This is a genomic window from Roseimaritima multifibrata, assembly GCF_007741495.1.
Lineage (GTDB): Bacteria > Planctomycetota > Planctomycetia > Pirellulales > Pirellulaceae > Roseimaritima > Roseimaritima multifibrata.
The window spans coordinates 5,366,840-5,390,021 of sequence record NZ_CP036262.1; the positions used below are offsets into that span (position 1 = coordinate 5,366,840).

16 protein-coding genes and 1 rRNA gene are annotated in these 23,182 nt (G+C 54.4%); 10 read left to right on the forward strand and 7 right to left on the reverse strand.

Annotated elements, in window-relative coordinates; genetic code table 11:
• The first annotated feature begins 1,219 nt into the window (after positions 1-1,219).
• A 16S ribosomal RNA gene (locus tag FF011L_RS19465) occupies positions 1,220-2,748 on the forward strand.
• 1,313 nt (positions 2,749-4,061) lie between these two features.
• Here the strand turns inward: FF011L_RS19465 and FF011L_RS19470 are convergent.
• From FF011L_RS19470 to FF011L_RS19480, 3 genes are all read right to left on the reverse strand, one after another.
• Complete coding sequence (locus tag FF011L_RS19470) at positions 4,062-5,279, reverse strand: glycosyltransferase (RefSeq protein WP_145353462.1); 1,218 nt, start codon at positions 5,277-5,279, stop codon at positions 4,062-4,064.
• Between the two features lie 123 nt (positions 5,280-5,402).
• The gene (locus FF011L_RS19475; protein ID WP_145353464.1) at positions 5,403-6,446 is read right to left on the reverse strand and encodes an NAD-dependent epimerase/dehydratase family protein; all 1,044 of its coding nucleotides are present in this window, start codon (positions 6,444-6,446) and stop codon (positions 5,403-5,405) included.
• Positions 6,447-6,481: 35 nt separating this feature from the next.
• The gene (locus FF011L_RS19480) at positions 6,482-9,031 is read right to left on the reverse strand and encodes a S8 family peptidase (protein ID WP_218932749.1); all 2,550 of its coding nucleotides are present in this window, start codon (positions 9,029-9,031) and stop codon (positions 6,482-6,484) included.
• 267 nt (positions 9,032-9,298) lie between these two features.
• On the opposite strand from FF011L_RS19480, the gene FF011L_RS19485 reads away from it, so the two are divergent.
• Entirely contained in the window at positions 9,299-9,820 is a 522-nt protein-coding gene (locus FF011L_RS19485) for a hypothetical protein (RefSeq protein WP_145353468.1), read from the forward strand.
• A 514-nt stretch (positions 9,821-10,334) separates the two neighbouring features.
• Here FF011L_RS19485 and FF011L_RS19490 read toward each other — a convergent pair.
• Positions 10,335-12,041: a serine/threonine-protein kinase gene (locus tag FF011L_RS19490; RefSeq protein WP_145353470.1), complete on the reverse strand. Its 1,707-nt coding sequence runs from the start codon at positions 12,039-12,041 to the stop codon at positions 10,335-10,337.
• Positions 12,042-12,100: 59 nt separating this feature from the next.
• Complete coding sequence (locus FF011L_RS19495; protein WP_145353472.1) at positions 12,101-14,080, reverse strand: sigma-54 interaction domain-containing protein; 1,980 nt, start codon at positions 14,078-14,080, stop codon at positions 12,101-12,103.
• Between the two features lie 285 nt (positions 14,081-14,365).
• Between FF011L_RS19495 and FF011L_RS19500 the strand changes: the two genes are divergently transcribed.
• The 5 genes from FF011L_RS19500 (at position 14,366) to FF011L_RS19520 (ending at position 19,082) form a co-directional block, all read left to right on the forward strand.
• Positions 14,366-15,196 carry an enoyl-ACP reductase FabI gene (locus FF011L_RS19500; RefSeq protein ID WP_145353474.1) on the forward strand — a complete coding sequence of 277 codons (831 nt, stop codon included), beginning with the start codon at positions 14,366-14,368 and terminating at the stop codon, positions 15,194-15,196.
• Between the two features lie 33 nt (positions 15,197-15,229).
• Entirely contained in the window at positions 15,230-16,198 is a 969-nt protein-coding gene (locus FF011L_RS19505) for an SDR family oxidoreductase (RefSeq protein WP_145353476.1), read from the forward strand.
• 523 nt (positions 16,199-16,721) lie between these two features.
• On the forward strand, positions 16,722-17,726 hold the full coding sequence (locus FF011L_RS19510) for a ketoacyl-ACP synthase III (RefSeq protein ID WP_145355632.1): 1,005 nt from the start codon (positions 16,722-16,724) through the stop codon (positions 17,724-17,726).
• A gap of 30 nt (positions 17,727-17,756) precedes the next feature.
• A complete protein-coding gene (locus FF011L_RS19515; RefSeq protein WP_145353478.1) occupies positions 17,757-18,329 on the forward strand; it encodes a YqgE/AlgH family protein in 573 nt (190 codons plus the stop codon).
• Positions 18,330-18,341: 12 nt separating this feature from the next.
• On the forward strand, positions 18,342-19,082 hold the full coding sequence (locus tag FF011L_RS19520) for a metallophosphoesterase family protein (RefSeq protein WP_145353480.1): 741 nt from the start codon (positions 18,342-18,344) through the stop codon (positions 19,080-19,082).
• Here the strand turns inward: FF011L_RS19520 and FF011L_RS19525 are convergent.
• Positions 19,015-19,992 carry a hypothetical protein gene (locus FF011L_RS19525; RefSeq protein WP_145353482.1) on the reverse strand — a complete coding sequence of 326 codons (978 nt, stop codon included), beginning with the start codon at positions 19,990-19,992 and terminating at the stop codon, positions 19,015-19,017. The two genes, FF011L_RS19520 and FF011L_RS19525, sit on opposite strands and share 68 nt — an antisense overlap.
• Positions 19,993-20,046: 54 nt before the next feature.
• On the opposite strand from FF011L_RS19525, the gene FF011L_RS26500 reads away from it, so the two are divergent.
• Both FF011L_RS26500 and FF011L_RS19530 read left to right on the forward strand, forming a co-directional pair.
• Positions 20,047-20,190: a hypothetical protein gene (locus FF011L_RS26500; RefSeq protein ID WP_218932750.1), complete on the forward strand. Its 144-nt coding sequence runs from the start codon at positions 20,047-20,049 to the stop codon at positions 20,188-20,190.
• A 124-nt stretch (positions 20,191-20,314) separates the two neighbouring features.
• Entirely contained in the window at positions 20,315-20,803 is a 489-nt protein-coding gene (locus FF011L_RS19530; RefSeq protein ID WP_145353484.1) for a hypothetical protein, read from the forward strand.
• 103 nt (positions 20,804-20,906) lie between these two features.
• Here the strand turns inward: FF011L_RS19530 and FF011L_RS19535 are convergent, their stop codons facing one another.
• A complete protein-coding gene (locus tag FF011L_RS19535) occupies positions 20,907-21,164 on the reverse strand; it encodes a hypothetical protein (protein ID WP_145353486.1) in 258 nt (85 codons plus the stop codon).
• A 34-nt stretch (positions 21,165-21,198) separates the two neighbouring features.
• Between FF011L_RS19535 and FF011L_RS19540 the strand changes: the two genes are divergently transcribed.
• Positions 21,199-23,097, forward strand: a complete 1,899-nt coding sequence (locus FF011L_RS19540) for a 6-phosphogluconolactonase (protein ID WP_246109523.1) — start codon at positions 21,199-21,201, stop codon at positions 23,095-23,097.
• Positions 23,098-23,182 lie beyond the last annotated feature (85 nt).

A 23,182-nucleotide genomic window follows, 5' to 3' on the forward strand; every position in this document is an offset into this window, starting at 1 on the left:
ATCCCGCTCCTAAAGACGAGCGCATCTTTTTAACAACCGCGAAAAACGCGAATTACGCGAAAGAGATGCGCTGTCGAAGAAATCTTGCTGGGGAACCCAGCGGGCAGAGAGCCGGATGGGACTAAGCACCATCCGATCGAGAGAGATCCAGCTCCCCAACCCCCATTCCTTTATATGGGCATGGGCTCTTTCGCGTATTTCGTGTCTTTCGCGGTTGTAAATCTCGCTTCTGAACCCAACCGCATTTTTTAACAACCGCGAAAGACGCGAATTACGCGAAAGGGATGCGCGGACGAAGAAATCTTGATTTGGAAACCAACTGGCAGAGAGTCAGGTGGGACTAAACATCATCCTCTCGAGAGAGATCCACCTGGAATGCTCCCCAAAACCCGATTCCTCTATATGGGCATAGGCTCGTTCGCGTTTTTCGTGTCTTTCGCGGTTGTAAATTCGGATCCTGAAGACGAGCTCGCTTCGCCCCTCTCCCCTGGCCGATGTTTCAACCGCCTCTATATGCCGCTCACCGAGACGAACGTCTTTGGCTGGCACTCTTCGCCTTCTTGATCTTCGCGGTCCCTTTTCAACAGCTGCTCTGTGAGCATGATGAACTCTGCGGCATCCCCGTTTGATCGACGTCTTTGCCACCTCAGCCCCCGACATCCTGCTCGAAGCGATCCCTGATCAAGGACTCAGACACGATTGGCCGTTGGCCTGGAACGGCCGACTCCCCAAAGAGTTGCTGCGGGTGCCGTATAATGGAGCAGGGGATCGCGGCGAACTCGGCCGCCAACGTGAGTGAACGGCTGGAAGGTGGCTGAAAACGGGCCATTCCTCGACCAATTGTCCATCAACCAGGACATCTTGGATGCTTTCTAGAATCCTTTTCCATTCTTTTGCGGCTCACAAACACTCAAAAACGCTAGTAAAAACGCGTTTCCGAGGCTCCATGTTAGGAAGAGAAGAAAGTTTATCGTAGTTTGGACGCAAAACGGGTTGACGATATTCGTCTCAGCCCTAAACTAACCTCTCACACGCCAACGAGCGGGTGAAAATGATTTTTGACAATTTGGTGGTAACTCTCTGTTGAGTTCAGATTGCGAGATCGCTATTAATTTAATGGCGACTGGGTGGCGGCCTACCGACTGCCACCCACAGTTTTGAATCTTTCGGTTCGCTAAAATCGTTTTGCTTCTTTCGGGAAGTGAAGCGTCAAGCATACAAATTGAAGGGTTTGATCCTGGCTCAGAATGAACGTTGGCGGCGTGGATTAGGCATGCAAGTCGTGCGAGAAGCCTCCTTCGGGAGGTGGAGAGCGGCGGAAGGGAGAGTAATGCGTGGTTACGTGCCCTGAGGACCGGGATAGTGCGGCGAAAGCTTCAGTAATACCGGATAATATCCCAGGATCAAATGGTGTGATTCCGCCTTAGGATCGGACCACGTGCTATTAGCTTGTTGGCGGGGTAACGGCCCACCAAGGCTACGATGGCTACCGGGTGTGAGAGCATGACCCGGCTCACTGGGACTGAGACACTGCCCAGACATCTACGGATGGCTGCAGTCGAGAATCTTCGGCAATGGGCGAAAGCCTGACCGAGCGACGCCGCGTGCGGGATGAAGGCCTTCGGGTTGTAAACCGCTGTCAGTTGGGAGGAAATTCTATAGGGTTCTCTCTATAGATTGACCGATCTTCAGAGGAAGGACGGGCTAAGTTCGTGCCAGCAGCCGCGGTAAGACGAACCGTCCAAACGTTATTCGGTATCACTGGGCTTAAAGCGTGCGTAGGCGGCTTGGTAGGTGAGATGTGAAAGCCCACGGCTCAACCGTGGAATTGCGTTTCAAACCACCAGGCTTGAGGATGGCAGGGGTGATGGGAACTGATGGTGGAGCGGTGAAATGCGTTGATATCATCAGGAACACCGGTGGCGAAGGCGCATCACTGGGCCATTTCTGACGCTGAGGCACGAAAGCTAGGGTAGCGAACGGGATTAGATACCCCGGTAGTCCTAGCTGTAAACGATGAGCACTGGGTTGGGGGGACTCTCACATCCTCCCGGCCGTAGCGAAAGCGTTAAGTGCTCCGCCTGGGGAGTATGGTCGCAAGGCTGAAACTCAAAGGAATTGACGGGGGCTCACACAAGCGGTGGAGGATGTGGCTTAATTCGAGGCTACGCGAAGAACCTTATCCTAGATTTGACATGCTTGAGAACACTTTGGAAACTTAGTGGTGCCCTTCGGGGAGCTCTTGCACAGGTGCTGCATGGCTGTCGTCAGCTCGTGTCGTGAGATGTCGGGTTAAGTCCCTTAACGAGCGAAACCCTTATCTTTAGTTGCCAGCGGGTAATGCCGGGGACTCTAAAGAGACTGCCGGTGTCAAACCGGAGGAAGGTGGGGATGACGTCAAGTCCTCATGGCCTTTATGTCTAGGGCTGCACACGTCCTACAATGGCGCGGACAAAGGGAAGCAAAATCGCGAGATCGAGCTAATCCCAAAAACCGTGCCTCAGTTCGGATTGCAGGCTGCAACTCGCCTGCATGAAGCCGGAATCGCTAGTAATCGTAGGTCAGCATACTACGGTGAATGTGTTCCTGAGCCTTGTACACACCGCCCGTCAAGCCACGAAAGTTGGGAGGGCCCGAAGTCACTGAGCTAACCCGCAAGGGAGGCAAGTGCCGAAGGTCAGCTCGACAATTGGGACTAAGTCGTAACAAGGTAGCCGTAGGGGAACCTGCGGCTGGATCACCTCCTTTCTAAGGATTACCAGCTTCACTTCGGGTGACTGAAGTAAGCTTATCCGTGAGAGCGATCTCGAATCCCTCAACAGAGATGTCTAGCTTCGGCTGGACGCTACCAAAAAAGTCAATACAAAAGACCCTTTCAAGCCTTCGCCAGCTTGGAAGGGTTTTTTTGTGCGCGCTACGAAACAACAACCGCGAAAAACACAAAACCAGTCGTAATACAACTCGCCCAGCAACCGTAAAACGATATCGCCACTAAACCCAACCGCATTTTTAACAACCGCGAAAGAAACGAATTACGCGAAAGGGATTCGCGGACGAAGAAATCTTGCTGGGGAAGCCAACGGCCGTCGAGCGAGAAAGGCCCACTCACTACACGATCGACAGAGCACCACTTCCAGTCCTCTATACAGGCATGGGCTCTTTCGCGGTTAAAGATCCCACTCCTGAACCCAACCGCATTTTTTAACAACCGCGAAAAACGCGAATTACGCGAAAGAGATGCGCGGTCGAAGAAATCTTGCCTGGAAAGCCAACTGCCATCGATCCGGAAAGGCCCACCCACTACACGATCGACAGAGCTTCACTTCCGGTCATCTACACAGGCATGGGCTCTTTCGCGTATTTCGTGTCTTTCGCGGTTAAAGATCCCACTCCTGAACCCAACCGCATTTTTTAACAACCGCGAAAAACGCGAATTACGCGAAAGAGATGCGCGGTCGAAGAAATCTTGCTAGGGAATCCAGCGGGCAGAGAGCCGGATGGGACTAAGCATCATCCGATCGAGAGAGATCCAGCTCCCCAAACCCCATTCCTTTATATGGGCATAGGCTCTTTCGCGTTTTTCGTGTCTTTCGCGGTTGTAAATCCCGCTCCTGAACCCGACCGCATTTTTTTACAACCGCGAAAAACGCGAATTACGCGAAAGGGATGCGCGGTCGAAGAAATCTTTTCTGTGAAACCAGCGGGCAGAGAGCCTGATTGGACTAAGCACCATCCGATCGAGAGAGATCCACCTCCCCCAAACCCCATTCCTTTATATGGGCATGGGCTCTTTCGCGTTTTTCGTGTCTTTCGCGGTTGTAAATCTCGCTTATGAAGACGAGCACATCTTTTTTGCAACCGTGAAAGGGGATGCGCGGCCATGGAAAACCTGATTGCGAACCCTTCGGTGATAGATCTGGACGAGCTTACTCGTCGTCCGATCGACTGAATCCCTCCTCCCAAACCTGCCTTCTAAAACAGGAGGGGCCGCTTCTATTTTCTTCGCGGATGGGAATTCGGCTGCTTGAGCGGAGTGCGTCGAGTCTTAGAAGAGACTCCGCCTACTGCTTCGCTGTCTCTTCTAAGACTCGACGGTAGACAGCTGCGGTTCCCTCAGCCATGGCGGCATCGGAAAAGTGCTCGGCGTGTCGCTTGTATGCGGCGGCTGAAAGCTGGAGCCAAGTGTGTTCCCCTTCGACGAGCGAATGAATTTGCTCAGCAAGACTAATTGGGCAACCAGCGATCGCCAACAATCCTTCTTGCCCGTGTCGAATAGCTTCCGGAGTTCCCTCGACGTCGGTTGCGATCACAGGCAAACCTGCGGCCATCGCTTCTAAAACGACCATGGGCAAACCTTCGCCGTACAGACTTGGTAGGACCATCGCGTCTAGATTGGAAAGCGCCTGCGGCACATCGGCTGCAAAACCAACAAATTCGACTCGGTCTTCCACCTGCAGCTCAGTCACCTTTGCATGGATCATTCGTTCGTACGATTCGGTTTCGAAAGGTCCGATAAATCGCAGATGGACATCATCATCGGTATTCTTTAGATGCGAGATCGCCTCTAAGGCGACTTCCAATCCCTTTCTCTGCCGCATCAGCGCGACCATCCCCAGCTGCCATTTCCCCCCGACACGTGGAGTCGTTTTTCGAGGCGGACAAACTGCAGGAACTCCGTTATGGACCACGGTAACTTTTCCAGCGTCCCATCCGGCCGAAATCATGTGTCGTCGCAGACTGTTAGAAACGGTAATCAGATGACTAACGTTTTTCAGTGAAAGATTTTCGATCCACGCGTTCATTCGATTCGCCCATTGGCGCGACGAATCTTCAGCTGCAGGGCTATGGACGTGATAGATCCACGGGATCCCCGAAAGTCTTGAGGCAATGGACGTGGCAAGGGCAGTGCGAGGAGTATGCGCATGCATTAACGAGTAGTTTCGTTCCGTCGCCAATTTCGCGATCTGACGTGCCGCCAAAAGATCGAATCGACTTTTCATAGGAACTCGAAAACCGTTCCCGCAGGCACCTTCCTGGTGGTCCAGGTAATCCGCGAACCGTCCCGGTTTCACCGAAACAAAGTCGGCCTTAACACCGAAATTCGGCAAGCATCGGCCCAAGTGTGCTTGTACCCGTTCCGCCCCTGAAAAATGTTCGCCATTGACCACATGCAAAACGGAAAGTGTTTCTAGTACTGACGCTGCTGGATCAAAGGCCGAACTAGTCGGCATCAGGATAATATTTTCTACCGAGACAGTAGATGCATATGAAGTGGGCATGGCAAACCTCGCCAAAGAGAGCGAATCAGTTCAAGAAATCACCGTTTCCTCAAACCTAGCTCGCAGTTCTCCATCATGCTTTTCGCAATTTGTCTTTTTGCCGAACGACTGCCGGCCAACCGGCTATTTCTGCTCTTCCGCTTCGATCATTTGTGCCAAGATGGAATCAAGCGAAACCTGAATATCCCATTCGGGGAAATCTCTTCTTAATTTGCTGAGGTCCGAGATATAGCAGATGTGATCGCCTTTGCGATTTTCTTCTCCAAGAGTCCAATCGATCTTATATCCACCGATGTCCTCAATCTTTTGGATGCATTCCAACACGCTGGCGGCGTTTCCACGTCCCCCACCGATGTTATAAACTTCACCGGGGCGAGGATTGTTCGCAAACGCTTCGAAGGCTTTGACAACATCGCTGCATTCGATTTGGTCACGGACCTGTTTTCCCTTGTAGCCAAAAATGGTGTACGGTTTTCCTTGAACCGCGACATGGACCAAATAGCTTAAAAACCCGTGCAATTCGACTCCGCTGTGACTGGCTCCGGTCAAACAGCCGCCTCGAAAGATGCCGGTCTTCAGCCCAAAATACCTACCATATTCCTGAGCGATCACATCCGCCGCGGTTTTCGAAGCTCCAAACAGCGAATGCATGGTTTGGTCGATTCGACAGTCTTCCGCGATCCCATTCCAATCGGCCGCATCGGCGTACTCCCAACGCGAATCGAGTTCTTTTAAAGGAAGTTCGTTGGGGGCGTCCCCGTAGACCTTGTTGGTGCTCATGTGACAGAAGACCGCCTCGGGCGCATGTTGCCGGGTCGCTTCTAGCAGGTTCATGGTTCCCGTCGCGTTGACTTCAAAATCCAGAAAAGGGATCTCGGCCGCTTTATCGTGCGACGGCTGGGCAGCACAGTGAATCACAATATCTGGAACGTATTTCGCGAATAGGTTTAGCAGCGTTTCCCGGTCACGAATATCAATATTTTCGCTTCTAAAATTTTTGGTTTCCGATTCCAAACACTCTAGGTTCCAGCGAGTGCTTCCTTGGGGGCCAAAAAAGGTTGACCGCATGTCGTTATCGACGCCCAGCACCTGACAATCCAAAGCATCCCAATGGCGGACGGCTGCGGACCCAATTAAGCCACTCGAACCCGTTACTAAAACACGCATTTAAAAAAATCGCAAACGAAGACAATCGAATTAATTTAAGACCCGAACCGTGCAAACCAGTCGAGCAATACATTTGACTCAGAAATTTCCGAGTCCTCACTTTCCGTGATCTCTAAAACTTTTGCTGCACTCATCCCGCCACGCCGATCGGTTTGTTCGGCAACTTCTCCTAACAGGGCAGCACGTCGTTCGATTTCGGGAACAAGTACCTGCGGATCCATCGGATCAGCAAGCTCTGGCCCCTCTACCGGAGAGGGAATCGACAACCGGGCGATTGAGATCGCATCGCTGTTTAGAAAAGTTCCAACCTGATCAAATCCACGAGCTGTTCTTAGCAGAATGTTGCCCTCTTCATCCAAGTCGCTCAAACGTACCAAACCGCTCGCTTGCTGCCAGCTAACTTGATCGCTTGCGGCATACAAATTCGCAATGTCATTCCCCCCCGAATTGGAATTGGCTTCGATCGTTTCAAAGAATCGAGCACTGGCAAAATAGCCGCGTCCACTAATTCCAGCGGAAATCGCGGAGGCACTCATACGATCATCCCCTGCGCTGTCGTACAGCTGAGCCACATCCTTTCCGCCCGCCGTGGCAAATGCGTATACCCGTTCGAAGCCGTACGCCAGATTGAAGTGTTGTTCACTTCTTAAACTACTGAACTGGGGGCGTACGACCAGCGTGTCATCACCGGCTGAATCGTACAGGAAGGCGGTGTCTTCGCCCCCCGCTTGAGCATGCACGTAGATTCGTGGAACTTGCTGAATATCAAACGCATATCCCGCCCCGGTCAAACTAGCGGACTGAGGTGAAGCCGTTAACTGATCATCCCCCGGAGTGCCGTACACCGATGCCTGATCGGCACCTCCGCCACCATCAAAGGCAACCGTTTCAAAACCTGCAAACGTCGCTTCGACCATTTCACTGGTTAGCTGATTCGTATCGGTCTGAACATTCTGAGCCGGATAAAGTGCGATCCGTTCACTTCCTGTCGATCCTTGAATTGTCAGTTCGTCTCCGCCTCCTCCAGCTTCCATATGAAGTGCAAGAGGCGAATTCGTTGGATTGATCTGATACTTTGCCCCGTTGATTTCAATGCGGACCGCATCGCTTAGGTCCAAGCGGACGGTATCCCCGTCGCCGGTCCCGAAGACTTCAACCTTGCCCGAATTCAATTGAAGCAAATTATTAAAAATGACCGTCTGATCCGAACTCGCTTCCAACCGCACGAACAATCGTTGCTTGGCGTCGACCAAATAGTCCGTCTGCCCATCGACTTGACTGGCGGCAAGCTGGCTGTCGGAACCACCGGCAAGTGGCTGGAGCAAATCTCCGTTTGCATTTCGGACAACAAAATCGGATCCGGCTCCGCCCGACAAGGTGAAGATTCCTTCGTGTGTCATTTCGACTTCATACCATTCATCGACCTGCAGCGCGAAGGCTTGCGAATCGACAGCCCCGAGAAACTGTTCGGCGTCCGGGAGAAAGTTATCGGTTACCGAGTTGCCCAAATCAGGCGGTCCCGCGATATCGATTGAATCGAGCAGCGATCCTACGGCGGCTTGGAGGTCGACGGTATGGTAAACCAGACCGGTGCTTGGGTCGGTATTTGTTAGCGAAGTGTCCCGCAGATGTTGCAGGATCTGGGCCGAGGTAACCGTTTGTTCGGGATTCGCCATTTCCATTGCCTGGCGAACCAGCACACTCGCGCCGGCTACCTGAGGCGAAGCCATGCTAGTGCCTGTCGAGGCAGAAAAATCATCGACATTGCCATCCCATCCGAAGACATGGTCGGGGACCGAGCTGGTGACCTGGTTGCCGGGAGCGGTCAGCAGATCATTCTCGCGCTGCGAATAGTTACTGAGCGCACCATCGGCATCGATGGCTCCGACGGCGGTGACCCAAGAACTGGTCGCCGGGTAGGCAACTCGATCGGGGAAGTCAGGATCGTACTGATTGCCAGCCGCAGCAACGACCATCACACCACTATCGTGCAATAATCGAAATTCATCCTCCAGTTGCCCCATCACCTGCTCGGTCGTATTGTCATTCAGGATCGCGCCGAGTGACAAATTAACGGTGGTGATCGGGTTTTCGAAATCATTTTGATGGCTATAGACCCACTGCAGCGCCCCTTCAATCGCATCCAGGCTACCTTTTCCCTGATCGTTAAAAACCCTTAAAGCGACAAGATCGGCCCCCGGGGCAATGCCGGTGAATCCATCCGATTCTCCGGACAGCAAGCCAGCGACGTGCGAGCCATGGAATCCGGCCGGCCCATCATCGTACGGATTATCGTCCTGTTCGGCGAAGTCCCAGCCCCCTACCACTCGGTACCCAGGCCCGAATCCACCGCCAAGGGCAACATGATCCCAAGCGATCCCGCTATCGATCACGGCAACCGTTTGTCCAGCCCCATCGATCCCATACATTTCCCGCACTTCGGCCGCTTGGTCGAGCAACCAGTCTCCGTCGGTGGGATCATCCGCAAGCACATCGGCTGCCGAGAGGAGCAGATCAGCCGCTAGGCTAGCGGATAGAGCCAGCCGCGGCTCACAGGGAAAAACCTGGGATCCTGGCTTGCGCATGGAATCACGGAAGTGGTTCCTACCAAACACTTTAGGTACTGGCTGATCAGATGGTTCCGGACCGGAATGCGTCATGAATAAGGTTCAGAGAGGAGATGGTCGGTAAACGTCGCCTACGGAACCATAGGTCAGGCAAATCCCCTGTGAATTACCTAACCGCTACCCCAACAAATCGACTCGATTTTTCCTCCACCGCAGGACGATATAACTCAACGAATCGTCAGGATTGGAATTTCCCAACCCCACAAACTGTCGTTGACCTCCGCTATGTCATTCTCAGAAACCTGGGCTACGTTCAAACTGCTGCATCTGTCTAAGCCAGCAAGTGATCGTATCCTTTACAAAACAGTCCGAGGTCGCACGATCGCTTCGGTACTAGAAATCAATATTGCCAGCCTTGAGCGAACCGAACGTCTAATCGGTTGGTTGCGAACTCAGGGCAATGAAGGCGCGATTCGCTACGCCGCGATCGATATGTTTGAGATGGGTGAAGGGGCCCAGCAGGTGGGCTTAAAAACCTTTCACCAGAAACTTGCTTCCCTGGGTGTCAAACCGCTCCCGATCCCCGGAACACCCCAGCAAGGGCTCCCGCGGATTGCCAACACTCTTGGCGGAGTCGATTTAATTATTTTCAGCGGAGAGGCAAGCGAACTGCAATCGCCAACCCTGCAGCCGTTGTTGACTCGAGCGACCCACCAGAATTCGATCATCTTGGCACACCAAGATGGCGTCATGAGCTTGGTAGCTCCGCCGCAACAACTAGTGGCTCCATTGCAAAAAGCAGCGTAGAGGCACCCGGCAAGTGCGTCTCTCCGAGGCGAACCGTTGTGTTAAGCGGATAGTTTTCTCCGTCTCGGAGAGACGGAGCTACGGCGGTCACGTAGGTACGCCTCTCCGAGGCGGACAGCTTTAGAAAGCGACAGCTTTCTCCGTCTCGGAGAGACGGAGCTACGGCAGTCACGTAGGTCCGCCTCTCCGAGGCGGACAGCTTTTGAAAACGACAGCTTTCTCCGTCTCGGAGAGACGGAGCTACGGTAGTCACGTAGGTACGCCTCTCCGAGGCGGACAGCTTTTGAAAGCGACAGCTTTCTCCGTCTCGGAGAGACGGAGCTACGGCAGTCACGTAGGTCCGCCTCTCCGAGGCGGACAGCTTTAGAAAAGCGACAGCTTTCTCCGTCTCGGAGAGACGGAGCTACGGTAGTCACGTAGGTCCGCCTCTCCGAGGCGGACAGCTTTAGAAAAGCGGACAGCTTTCTCCGTCTCGGAGAGACGGAGCTACGGGATTTTGAAGAGACGTCGCTACTTACTCTTCTCCTCTGATATTTTCTCCGCCGGCGAAGTAGTCGACCAATCCTCGGATCCGCCGGATCATTGCTAGTAAGCAGATGGCTAACACGATCAGGCCGGAGGCATAGATGACTCCAAATTCGAGTCGTTCTTTAAAGGGGTCGTCGACGCTGGCCCACAACCCGATGAACCCGAGGATGCTGATCCCGGTAACAAAGACGACAAAACGGGAGCGATAGAACAGCCCACTGGCGGCGATCATCATCGGATATCCGATCAACAGTAAACCGCGTGGTGGCGTGGCCATAAAGATCAACGTTGTATAAATAACCACGTCGATACTCAGCCAAGCAAAATAGACCAGTTCGCGAAATCGTTTGTAAACAGACAACTTCTGAATGGGAAACGAACAAACACCCCACAAAGTCAACAATCCTAGGATCCATCGCGAGGCATAGAGGCTGGTCCCGCGTATCAAGATCGACACAATCACAACACACAACACAAAGAAGATGCCGACCAGATGACTGACCAGAACCGGCTCTCGACGCCACCACACCTCTGCGCGTTCCCACAGGCTTGAATGCGAGCGTTCGATCGGTTCCCCCAGAATGAAACGCTGCAGATCTTGTTGCAAGGCGATGGCCGATTCATAGCGTTCTTCGGGTTTCTTCTGCATCGCACGATTGATAATTCGATCGAGTGCACGCGGGACCTGTTTGTTGACGGTCCTTGCCGAAGGGGCTTCACGGTTCAGCACTTGCAGCAAAATGTCGACGGGTGTGGGCCCGATAAAAGGGGCCTCACCCGATACCAATTCGTACAGCACGCCGCCGAGCGCGTAGACATCACACGCGGGGGTCACGTCGGTGCCGCGAGCTTGCTCTGGAGCCATATACGCGGGCGTCCCGAGGATCTGTCCGGCACAGGTCAGCGAAGCATTGGCTCCTGTTTTCGCCAAACCAAAATCAATTAGATGAGGTTCGCCCATTGCATCGAGCAACAGATTGGACGGCTTTAAATCTCGATGGATGATCCCACGTTGGTGTGCGGCACCAACCGCATCGGCAACTCGAGACACGATCCGTGCGGCCTCTTTTGCCAACATCCGTTCCCTTCGAACAATCGTGCTGAGGTTTTCTCCATCGACGAAGGCCATCGTAAAAAAGACCAATCCACGGACTTCACCAACTTCGAAGATGGAAACAATATTGGGGTGTTCGATCCCAGCGGTCGCTTCCGCTTCCGCTCGAAATCGCGCCAGTTCTTCCGGATTGGAAAGTTCCCCCGAGCGTAGAACTTTTAGTGCAACGATCCGGCGCAAGGTGTTGTGCTGGGCTTTGTAGACGATCCCCATTCCTCCGCGATCGATTTCACAAAGCAAGGAATAGTCCCCAAATTCCACAGGAAAAGAGGCTGCCGTCAACTGCCCGTACGACCAACGTGATTCACTGGAGGCCCGGCTTTCATCCTGTGAATCGAGTGTAAGCAGTGGATCAATTGTCGCCATGGGATCGATCGAATGCGATCCGCTGGCTCCCTCCTCAGGCTTACTCGATTGCACTCCGGCACGCAAAAATTGATCGTTATCCACAAATTGGCAAAGCGATTCAGCGTACTGCGGATGCTCGCGGAGCAAACGTTCACGATCAATTTTTTCTCCGCGCTCGACAGCTTCAAGAAGCGTGGCAAGTAGCCCTTGAAAATCGCTGCTTGACTCCATCTTTAAATCTCGATGATTTGAGCACGACCCTATAAAAGGGAAGAAAAGACTGCGAGGGGCTACTGTATCCCCAACTGCTTCATTTTGCGATACAGATTGCTTCGATGCAAACCAAGGCTTTCGGCAGCAACGGTCATATTGCCTTGAGCCGTATCAATCGCTTGCTCGATCAGCCCAATCTGGTACCGCCTGGTCGCCTCCGTCAGGCCCAGTTCCGCGATGCTTTCGAGCGATTCGGCAGGCAAATGCGAACCGTTGGAAGCGATTCGTCCAGGATCGGCCGCGAAGGAGAGGTCCTCGGCTTCCAGCGTGTCACCGGAACAGAGGTAGCTAACGCGTTCCATCACATTTCGCAGCTCACGAATATTCCCCGACCAACGGTGCTGGCGAAGGGATCGCACAGCCGATTCAGATAATTTCAAAGGCTGACGTCCAATATGGCTGGCAAAATCTTTCAGAAAGTAATCAGCCAACCGCAAAAGGTCGTCACCGCGTTCACGCAGCGGCGGCAAATCCATCACAACAACGTTCAGGCGAAAATACAAATCCTCACGAAATTTTTTCTCTCGAACCATTTCGGCGAGAGGCTGATTGGTTGCGGCAAGGACTCGAACATCAACAGGAATCGGCGTCGATCCGCCGACTCGGACGATCACTTTCTCTTCAAGGACTCGCAGCAATTTTGCTTGGCCTCCCAAGCTCATGTCCCCGATTTCGTCAAGAAACAAAGTCCCCCCCGATGCCAATTCAAATTTCCCCGGCCGCGTTTGATGGGCGTCGGTGAAGGCTCCTTTTTCATGGCCAAACAGTTCGCTTTCCAGCAAACTTTCTACCAATGCCGCACAATTGACCGCAACAAAGGGTTCCGACCGGCGGCCGGATTGAAAGTGAACACTGCGTGCTAAGACCTCTTTTCCTGTTCCATTTTCACCTAAGATCAGCAAAGCCAAATCGGTCTTGGCAACGCGTTTGATCGTTGCCCTCAGGGCGACCATGGGAGGGGATTCGCCGATCACCTGTACTTCACCCGCGACATTTTCAACCAACCGATCACGTGACTGGATCGCGGTACAGCGGAGATGGTTGTTGTGGATCACGGCAGCCGCGTGGGTTGCCAAGCGAGTCAGCGAATCAACGTCCTCATCGTCAAATGCGCCGCTTCGCTTATTGATGACTTCAAAGACACCAATCGATTTTCCATCCTGAGCGACCAAAGGTACCGCGACCAAGGATCGCGTCACAAACTGCAAGCGAAGATCGACCGCTCGGTTGATTTCGGCTTCCTCATCCGAGGATGCCTGCCAGCGTCTTGGTCGCCCCGAGTGCAACACCGCTCCGACAATGCCGACATTGTCTTCCACTTCCAGCGGGCTGCCATCCACGCCGAGGGCAGGTTTTCCGATCAGTTTCTTCCGTGGGCGATCCCACAGAAAAATACTGGCCCGTTCCGCCTCCAGCAGTTCGGTCGCCGCTCCGGCGATCGCTTCCAAGAGGGAATCGGGATCCTCAAACTGTTGCCACTGTGCCGAAACATCCAGCATTTGCTGCAATCGTTCGACCCGGCGTCTCGCTTCACCGAAGCGTTCGGCGAATAGCCCACACGAATTCCACAGGCGAACCATCGCGGTGACCAACCGATCATCCGGATCGGTTCCGGGGGTTGGTTGTTCCAGCAGCAGCGTTTGCGGAACCAATAAGGCTTGATGGGGGCCAGCATCCGCGATTCCCGCCGTCGTGAGAATCGGGATCACGGACCAGCCCTGCTGATCGATCCGTTTTCCTTGATCCATCGATTCAGCGATTAAATCGACACAGAGGTCCCGCGGCGGCCCGACCCAGGCAACCGGGATCCAGTCGTGCCCGATTTGCCGGACCACCCCGGCCGATTTCGCCTGTAGTTCTTTGCGAAGTTCCGCCAGCAGAACTTCCAGCAGCTGTTCGGGAAGGGTTTTGGGATCGGTCAGCAATTCCAGCAGCGGTTTCAACAAACGCCAAGCGACCTGCGGATCAAGGGCATCGATATCCCGTTCCCAGTGCATACTGCATATTCCAATATTGTTTAGGTCGTCTTCCCTCGACCGAATGGCCTTGTTTAGGCGATTGCGGCTTGCAGAGGACGGTCGGCGGGGCCGCCGATTGGCTAAAAAAGTGTTCGGCTACCAGATTGGCCCGCCATTCTATAAACTTCGCATTCCGATGGCAGACATTTCGATGGCTGGCACCCAGTATTCCGCTGGCTGTTCATCCAGGGCATCAGGGACTTGTAGGACCGCATCGCCTAGACACGTCATCTTCTCGTTTCTCAAGCGACCTAGAGCATACCGATGGATTTTCAAGGGAAAAAAGGCCTGATTCTTGGAGTGGCAAACGACCATTCCATCGCATGGGCAATCGCGAAAACGATCATGGACGGCGGCGGCGAATGTGGATTCACCCACCTGCCAGACCGCCCCGACGACGAGCGACAGCGGAACCGTCGCCGGGTCTCGCAACTAACCGACAAATACGAACAGGCCAAATTCCTGGTCCCAATGGATGCTCAGGATGACGAGCAGATCCGTGGAGTCATGGAGCATACCAAAAAAGAGTTCGGCGAAATCGATTTTCTCCTCCACTCGATTGCGTTTGCAGACCGCGACGACCTGGGACGTGAAACGGTTTATACCAGTCGATCCGGTTTTAAGCTGGCGATGGATGTTAGCGTTTACACCTTGATTGCCGCGACGGCCGCAGCCAAAGACGCAGGAATCCTGAAACCTGGCGGCGCGATCGCAACGATGACCTATTTTGGGGGCGAAAAATGCGTTCCTGGCTACAACGTCATGGGAATCTGCAAAGCCGCTCTGGAAGCGACCGTCCGCTACCTCGCCTATGACATGGGTCCTGGAGGCGTTCGCGTCAATGCGTTGTCGGCTGGTCCGATGCGAACTTTGGCTGGACGCGCCGCGGGCGTCGATGAGATGCTAGAGTTGTACGAGCTTATGGCTCCGATGGCTCGTAATGTCACGCACGAAGAGGTCGGACGTACCGGCGCTTTCTTGCTAAACGAAGCCAGCGACGGTATTACAGGCGAAATCCTGCATGTCGATGGTGGATACCACGCCATGGGAAGCCCTGGCCGGTTGCTGGATAAAGTGCGAGCCCAAAAACCTTAAAGCACTCCTCACATCCATCAAGGCTGTTCTGTCATGTCGATTGGTACCGAACTTAAAAATTCCACTTGTTTGATTACCGGAGGTGCAGGCTTTATCGGCTCGCACCTGACGACACGACTGGTTGAACTTGGAGCAAACGTCCGGGTACTGGATAACTTCAGTACCGGATTCCATGCCAACCTTGAACCGCTCAAGGGGCGTTTCAGCCTGATCGAAGGGGATGCTTCAAAAGAAGCCGATGTGCGTCCTGCGGTGGATGGTTGCGATTACGTCTTTCACTTGGCGGCAATGGCCAGCGTCCCCCGCAGCATCGCGGAACCGGTACTTTGCAATGACTGGGTCGCTTCTTCGACCGTGCAGTTGCTGACCGCTTCGGCTGCCAGCGGTGTACGAAGATTTGTGCTTGCATCGACAAGTGCCGCATACGGCGATTCCAGCTTCGTTTCGAAACGAGAAACCGATCCGCTGATCCCGCTTTCTCCCTACGCGGCCGCCAAGATCGCTGCGGAACAGTATTGCCATGCGTTTTCACGATCCTGTGGAATCGAAACGGCTGCACTGCGTTATTTCAATGTGTTTGGGCCTCGACAGGACCCGCAAAGCGAATACAGCGCGGTGATTCCGCGATTCGTTTCGATGATCCTTTCGGGTGAACGGCCGATCGTGTACGGCGACGGCGGACAATCTCGAGACTTCGTGTACGTGGACAACGTCGTCGATGCAAACCTCTTAGCCGCGACCGTCCCCGAAGCCTCTGGAGGGGTGTTTAACGTTGCCTGCGGATCCAGCACCACGCTCCTGGAATTGCTCGGCTGGTTGCGTGAAATGCTTGGAAAAGAGATCACTCCTATCCATGAACCACCTCGTGCTGGCGACGTTCGCGATTCATTGGCCGACATTACCCAAGCTCGCCAAGTCCTCGGCTATGAACCTCGCGTCTCGGTCGCCGAAGGACTACGTCGCAGCGTCGAATACTACCGTTCGATCGCAACGACGGTCTAATCACTGGGGCGATTGCTGATTCGGTTCGTAGCAGAAATGCGTTAAAACAAGAACCGCTAGGCCCAGATCGCGGTTCTTGCTGCGGTTTCGCAGGACCGCAGCCTAGCGGCTTGTTGATCTAGTGATTGTCGCCTTTCGCTCGGGACGTGAAAGACGACAAACGTTCTCCGCATTCGATTAAATCAACAGGCCGCCAGCGTCGACACGGCTGCGGCCTCGCAGGAATAGTGAAGAAGAACAGCCTGCTGAGCGGACATAACCAGCTCCGCACCGAGGCTTCTTTTGGCGGATGAATCCCACGCCCGATCGGGTCCGCGGCGAACAAGCCGAAAACGGTCTACGAAAAACAAACACATTTCAAGCCGAAGCCGTAACGTGTTTGACGTTATTGCTTTAAGAAGATTGCTTTGCGGCGAATCCTTGCTTCAAGACGGCGGCGGAGGGTCGGCAAACCGGCAGTGATCTGGTAGGCTGTTCGCTCGTTGAATCGTTTCCCTATATGCCCGTAAAGCCAGTATCGCCCGTGCCTCACGCCAGCCTCGGTCCGATCGCCGTTCACTTCCCTGAACGGCTGGAAACCAATGCCGACCTACAACTAGAATTTCCCGAGTGGAATCTCCCACAGATTGCCACCAAGACGGGTATCGAGCAACGCTATATCGCAGCAGAAGGCGAAACCGCCTCCGACCTTGCTACGGCGGCGACGGAGAAACTATTTCGGGAACACAATATCGATCCAGCTTCGATCGATTTCTTGCTCTACTGCACCCAAACCCCCGACTATCCGCTCCCGACAACAGCCTGTTTGCTGCAGGACCGCCTCGGTTTACGGACCAGCTGTGGAGCATTGGATTTCAATCTTGGCTGCAGTGGCTTTGTCTATGGCCTAGCGATGGCCGAGGGTCTGATTCAAAGCCGAGCCGCCAAGCGGATTTTACTGGTCACTTCGGAAACCTATTCAAAATACATCGATCCCAGCGACCGCAGTTTGCGTACGATTTTCGGCGATGCTGCAGCGGTTACGCTAGTCGAATCAAGCGAAGAGCAGACGCTTTGGGGATTCCAGTTCGGAACCGATGGGAGCGGAGCCGACACGCTGATGGTGGCGGACGGAGGGGCTCGCCTGCCCGCAGACGCACTCTCCCCGCGGCACCGAAAACGCTGGCCCAGCCGCCTCTATATGGATGGCCCTAGCCTGATTAATTTCACCGTGGAATCGATCCCTCGCTTGGTCGAAGATATCTTGGCGGAAAACAATGTCGATCGCTCATCTATCAACCTGTTCTTGATGCATCAAGCGACCCGCAAGATGCTGGAACAACTGCAGTTGCGAATGGATGTTGACGAAACGAAAATGCCAATTGAGCTTGCCGATTGCGGAAATACGGTATCCTCCACGATCCCCATTCTGATTGAAAGAATGCGAAGAACCAAACGATTACATACCGACACCACGAACATGCTGATCGGATTTGGAGTCGGTTGGTCGTGGGCCGGATGCTTGTGGAAAGACACCTACTCAGAATAATACCCGCCCGTTTGACGCCGAGAGAATCCCATGAGTCCTTCTGAAGGCGGTTTTCTGATTGCCTCGCCCTACCTATCCGACCCCCATTTTTTCCGGACCGTCGTCTACATCCTTCGCCACGATTCCGAAGGGACTTTTGGAGTCGTTATCAATCGCCCCGGCGACCTAGACCTCGATGGCGCGTTCGCCGAGTCCCTGGGCCATTCGCCTCGTCGAACCGACTCCGTTTATTGGGGTGGGCCTGTGGAAGGGCCGCTTCTGGCAATCCACAACCTTTCGGGACTAGGCGAACCTTGCTCGGCCGATTCGGGGCCTCCCGAGGATGCTTCGGTTTGGTTTACATCCGACGAGGACCAACTTCGTTTACTTGCCGACCGCCAAGACCAACAAGTTCGATTCATTGCCGGTTGCAGTGGCTGGAGTGCAGGGCAACTGGAAGCAGAACTTCGCGTCGGAGGCTGGTTGGTTGCCAACGCCGATCAGGCCGACCTGTTTGGTGATTCGGGGCCACTATGGGAAACGCTGATTCGCAAACAGGGTCGTGAAGTCCTGGGGGATTTAGTCCCCAGCAGCCAAGCGGACTTTGATCCCTCCCTAAACTAGACAGGAGCCCGCATGCGAACGATCGCAATCGGCGACATCCATGGCTGCGCCCTGGCTCTCCGAACCCTCATGGATGCGATTGCTCCGACTCCAGAAGATACGCTGGTTTTCCTAGGCGACTACGTCGACCGTGGTCCTGAAAGCCGAGACGTCATCGATCAAATCATTGCGTTGCAGGAGCAATGCAAAGTGATCGCGCTCCGCGGTAACCACGAAATTATGTTCATGGGCGCCATCGCTGGCGAAATGGAGCCGGAAATGTGGCTGCGTTGCGGCGGGTTGGCAACGATCGGCAGTTACCAGGACGCCATCGAAAACATCCCCCCCGAACACCTACAATTCCTCACGGAATTGCTCCCCTTTCATGAAACAGAAACCACTATTTTTGTTCATGCGAACTACCTTCACGACATCGATATGACGGAACAGCCCGAGCAGTACCTTTACTGGGAACATCTCGGCACTTCCGCTCCAACGCCCCACCAATCGGGAAAACGCGTGATCGTTGGCCACTCGGCTCAGCCCTCCGGACGTGTCCTCGATGCTGGGCATTTGATCTGCATCGATACCTACTGCTTCGGAGGCCGTTGGCTGACAGCGATGGATGTTGATCAGCAAACGATTTGGCAAGCCAACCAGGAAGGGAAACTACGCGGTGAACCGGAGCCCAGCCGCCTGCAGCGGTTTAAAGCTTGGTGGGGGGAACGATTTGGGGAGCGGCGTTTGCGGTCGCCGTCGTCGGCTCCCGAATAAAGCGGCGGGGCAGGGGACGTCGAACCCCTAACAGCAGATCGTCGTCGGCGGAGTTCCCCTCTTCATCCGAAACCCCTTCGATCTCTTCCAGCAAATCATCGGCTGCCTCGCTGCTCTCTTCGCTTTCCTGCGTAGCGGGAAGCAGCGCATCCAAATCCTCCCCGTCGCTTTCCGCCGAATCGAGCAGCGCATCCGATGCAGCATCCGATGCCCCCAGCGGCTTTCCGAGGGGAACTTGCGGGGCGCCAAGCCGTGCCTTACTTCCTGGACCTTGCTCGGCAGCACGGGGCGCATCTTTCTTGGCTGGTGGCGTTGGCAAGGGCTCGCCCATCGCATCCGACGGCGATTCCGGCTCCGCTTCCAAAAGTGCTTCAAGCTGATTGTGAATCGACCGTTCGCGACCTTCGATGGCATCGTGAACAGGAGGCTTCCTTTTCACTTCTCCCTTTGCGGGCGCCGGTGCGGAACGTTCCAGCGGATCGGGTTTCTTTAAATCGTCAGCGGGCGCCGAACGATTTCCATTCGGACCAGGAGCCGTACGGTCCCAAGCCTGAGGCGAGCGAGAACGATTTTGCACAGCAGGTGCTAAGTATTGGTCTGACGCATACTGTCCGGGCGAATACCGCGGAGAAGAACCTTGTGGAGCTTGGTAGGGGTAGGGATACGGATTGACGTTCTGTCGAGCCGCATAGGATCGCGGCGGTAAATCAGCCGTCACCCCCCGAGTATCACTTGCGCAGGCGTGGTACCCATTGCCCCAGCCGAGCCCCAGAGACCGTCCCAGCCTATGCCAGGGCTCCGACGCCGAGGGCCGTTCCAGCGCCGCAGGAGATTGAGCCGCAGCATGTGGATGTATCGCAAGCGAAGAAGCTCCTCCGACCAACACCAAAACGCCTAGCAACCGTTGCATGTGACTCATCCTTGCGTACGTCCCCAGCCGCACCCATCGGCGGCGGTCCACAGAATGGCATCGACATCCGGAGCGATCGGTTGTGAACCGATTCGGTGGACTGCCGCTCAGTCCGCTATCTCGCATCGGATCGATCAGACCGGTTTTGCGAACTACACAGGAATTACCGGCAAGCGGACGACCCTTCCCCCCAAATAGCGGTACGACACCGTCCTCAGCTTTCAAAACCAACCTAGGTTTAAGTAATCAAGAGCAGCACGACCTCAACCTTAGTCCTTACTGCTCGTTCCTATTTCGAATGCATATTCAGGCAGGTTTAAAGATGGCTAAACGCAGTAAAGTTCTCGTGGATGCTTCCGTACAATGGGCTCTAGGACGTCGCATCATCATGCACTGGGCGATGTTTATCGGAGCCCTTGTTCTGGTTAACACTTTTTTACAGGTGGTCTCTTCACTTGCAGACACCTCGATTGGAACCGCAACGCTCAACGCATTGATTTCGCAAACCCCAATGCTGCTCCTGTTGTTGATCCTGATGCCAATCTTCGTTTACGACACCCTCAAACTAAGCAACCGGTTTGCCGGTCCGATCACGCGACTACGCGGAAGTATCGCTCAGCTGTCGGCGGGGGAAACGACACGTCCGCTGAAATTCCGCGATGGAGATTTCTGGCAAGAAATGGCTGACGAATTCAACGTCCTCCGAGAACGCTTGGAATCGCTGGAAGCAGAAAATCGGCGTCAATCCTCACGTTCCCACGATTCGGAGAATAGCGAATTGCAAAGCAATGAGCTGCAGGCTGCGAACTGAGAATCAGCCTCGGGAACAAGCGATTGAACATCATTTTGGCCGAAGCGTGCGCGCGTTCTCGTCGTGGAGCGGCAGCGACTTCGGCAACGTGCGCACGGTCTTCTTAGCGGCGTGGCGGAAGCCGATCCGCCCAAAAGACCGCACGTAAAATGCCAAAGCTGATGACATTAGGGTCATCCTGTTCCTCCGAGAAACAGGTGCCATGGGGCGGATAAACTTCCGTTTTCCAGCACCGAACGGCCGAGGCATTCCCGCTACGGTCGCTTTGCTTAGCTACCAGGAAATCGGTTATCATCAAGGGAATATTGCCAACCCTCAGCCCGCCTCGTACGATGCGGGCTGTTTTCTGTTTGCAAATCATTGTTTGGTACTCCCCTGGATAGGTACACGGTACGTTGGACAGCTCCCCTACGAATCTCGATCGACCGATTGCAACGCCGATCCGCGGCACCCACATCGACACGTTCATGTTTGAACGCAGCGATCAACTGGCCGCTCAAGTCGCCCAGATCATCGCTGGCGAAATCCGCCAACGGGCGGCCCTTGGTCAGCAAACGGTCATCGGTGTGGCAACGGGATCGACGCCGGCCGGTACTTATCGCGAATTGATTCGGCTGCACCGCGAAGAAGGTTTGGACCTCAGCGGCGTCGTTCTTTTTTTGCTGGGCGAGTATGTTGGCTTGCCTGCGGACAGCCCTCAAAGCCATGCCCGCTGGATCACCGAGCACCTAACGAACCACGTCAACATAGCTCCGGAAAACATCTACGTTCCCGATGTATCGGGCAGCGGTGGAGAACTGGAAGCAGCCTGCCGTCGTCACGAAGAGGCACTCGTCGCCGTTGGTGGCCTTGATTTTGCCATCTGTGGTATCGGCCGAAACGGGCACCTTGCCTTCAACGAACCGTTTAGTGTCCGCAACAGCCGAACGCGGTTGTGCACGCTCGACCCAGTCACACGCCGCGCGGCCGCGAGCGACTTCTTTGGTCTGGAGTATGTTCCGACCCACGCGGTCACCATGGGCATGGCAACCTTGATGGAAGCGCGGACCATATTGTTACTAGCCATCGGTGAACACAAAGCGAATATCGTTCAAGAAGCGTTTGAAGGGCCAGCGACCGACCGTGTCCCAGCAAGCTATTTACAGGGACACCCCGGGGCTTCGCTCTACTTGGATCTACCGGCCGCCGGATCCTTTACGGGAACCATCGCTCCATGGAGACTTGGCAACATCCACTGGACCGATGATCTGACCAAGCGAGCCGTTTTGTGGCTGTGTGAACAAACGGGAAAAGCGCTGCTCAAACTGAACGACGAAGATTTCCGGCAACATGACCTGCATCAGCTGCTGCGACATCATGGGCCCGCTCAGAAATTGGCTCATCGTGTTTTCCTGTGGATGATGGATACCATCGAATACAACCCGGCAGGTGGTCCCGAGAGAAAATGCCTCTGCTTCAGCCCCCATCCCGATGACGATGTTATCAGCATGGGTGGAACGCTTATCCGCTTGAATGAAGATGGTCACGAAACTCATATCGCGTACATGACCAGTGGCAATATTGCGGTTTTCGATCACGACGCCATGCAGATCGCCGACTTGGTGGCCGAGTACCATCGCCTGTTCGACATCGATTCGGCGGTTTCAGAACAGATCAAAAACCAGGTGGAAACGGCACTGCAGAACAAACAGCCAGGTCAGCCCGATGCACCAGAGATCCAAAAGATCAAAGGACTGATCCGTTGGTCCGAAGCACGTGCCGGAGGCAAGTATGTCGGCTGCCTAGAAGAGAACCTGCATTTCTTGGACCTTCCGTTCTACCGAACCGGGACGATCAACAAACGGCCGGTGGGAGACGAAGACATTCAAATCATCGCGGATCTTCTCCGTCGTGTTCAACCCGACGTTGCTTTTGTCGCAGGAGACCTAGCCGATCCCCACGGCACGCATCGCGTCTGTGCTCAGGCCATTTTGCGAGCGATCGATATGATGAAAGAAGCGGGGGAGAAAGTCCCTGAAGTCCTGCTCTATCGCGGTGCTTGGCAAGAGTATGCGTTACATGAAATTGAGATCGCCGTACCGCTTAGCCCCAATCACATGGACATTAAGCGGAAAGCTATCTTTATGCACGAAAGTCAAAAGGACGAAGCGCTCTTCCCGGGAAGTGACCCTCGAGAATTCTGGCAACGTGCTGAAGACCGAAATCGACAAACCGCTGACAGCTACAATCAATTGGGATTACCTGAATATTTCTCAATGGAAGCTTTCACACGTTGGGATGGTAACCCGGTTTAGTGTCCAAGCCGTTTGCTTGATGCCCGCAGGCTTCACACGGTAACCATGCCCTCGGATCAAACGCCCAACCATGCCGCGAATCCCT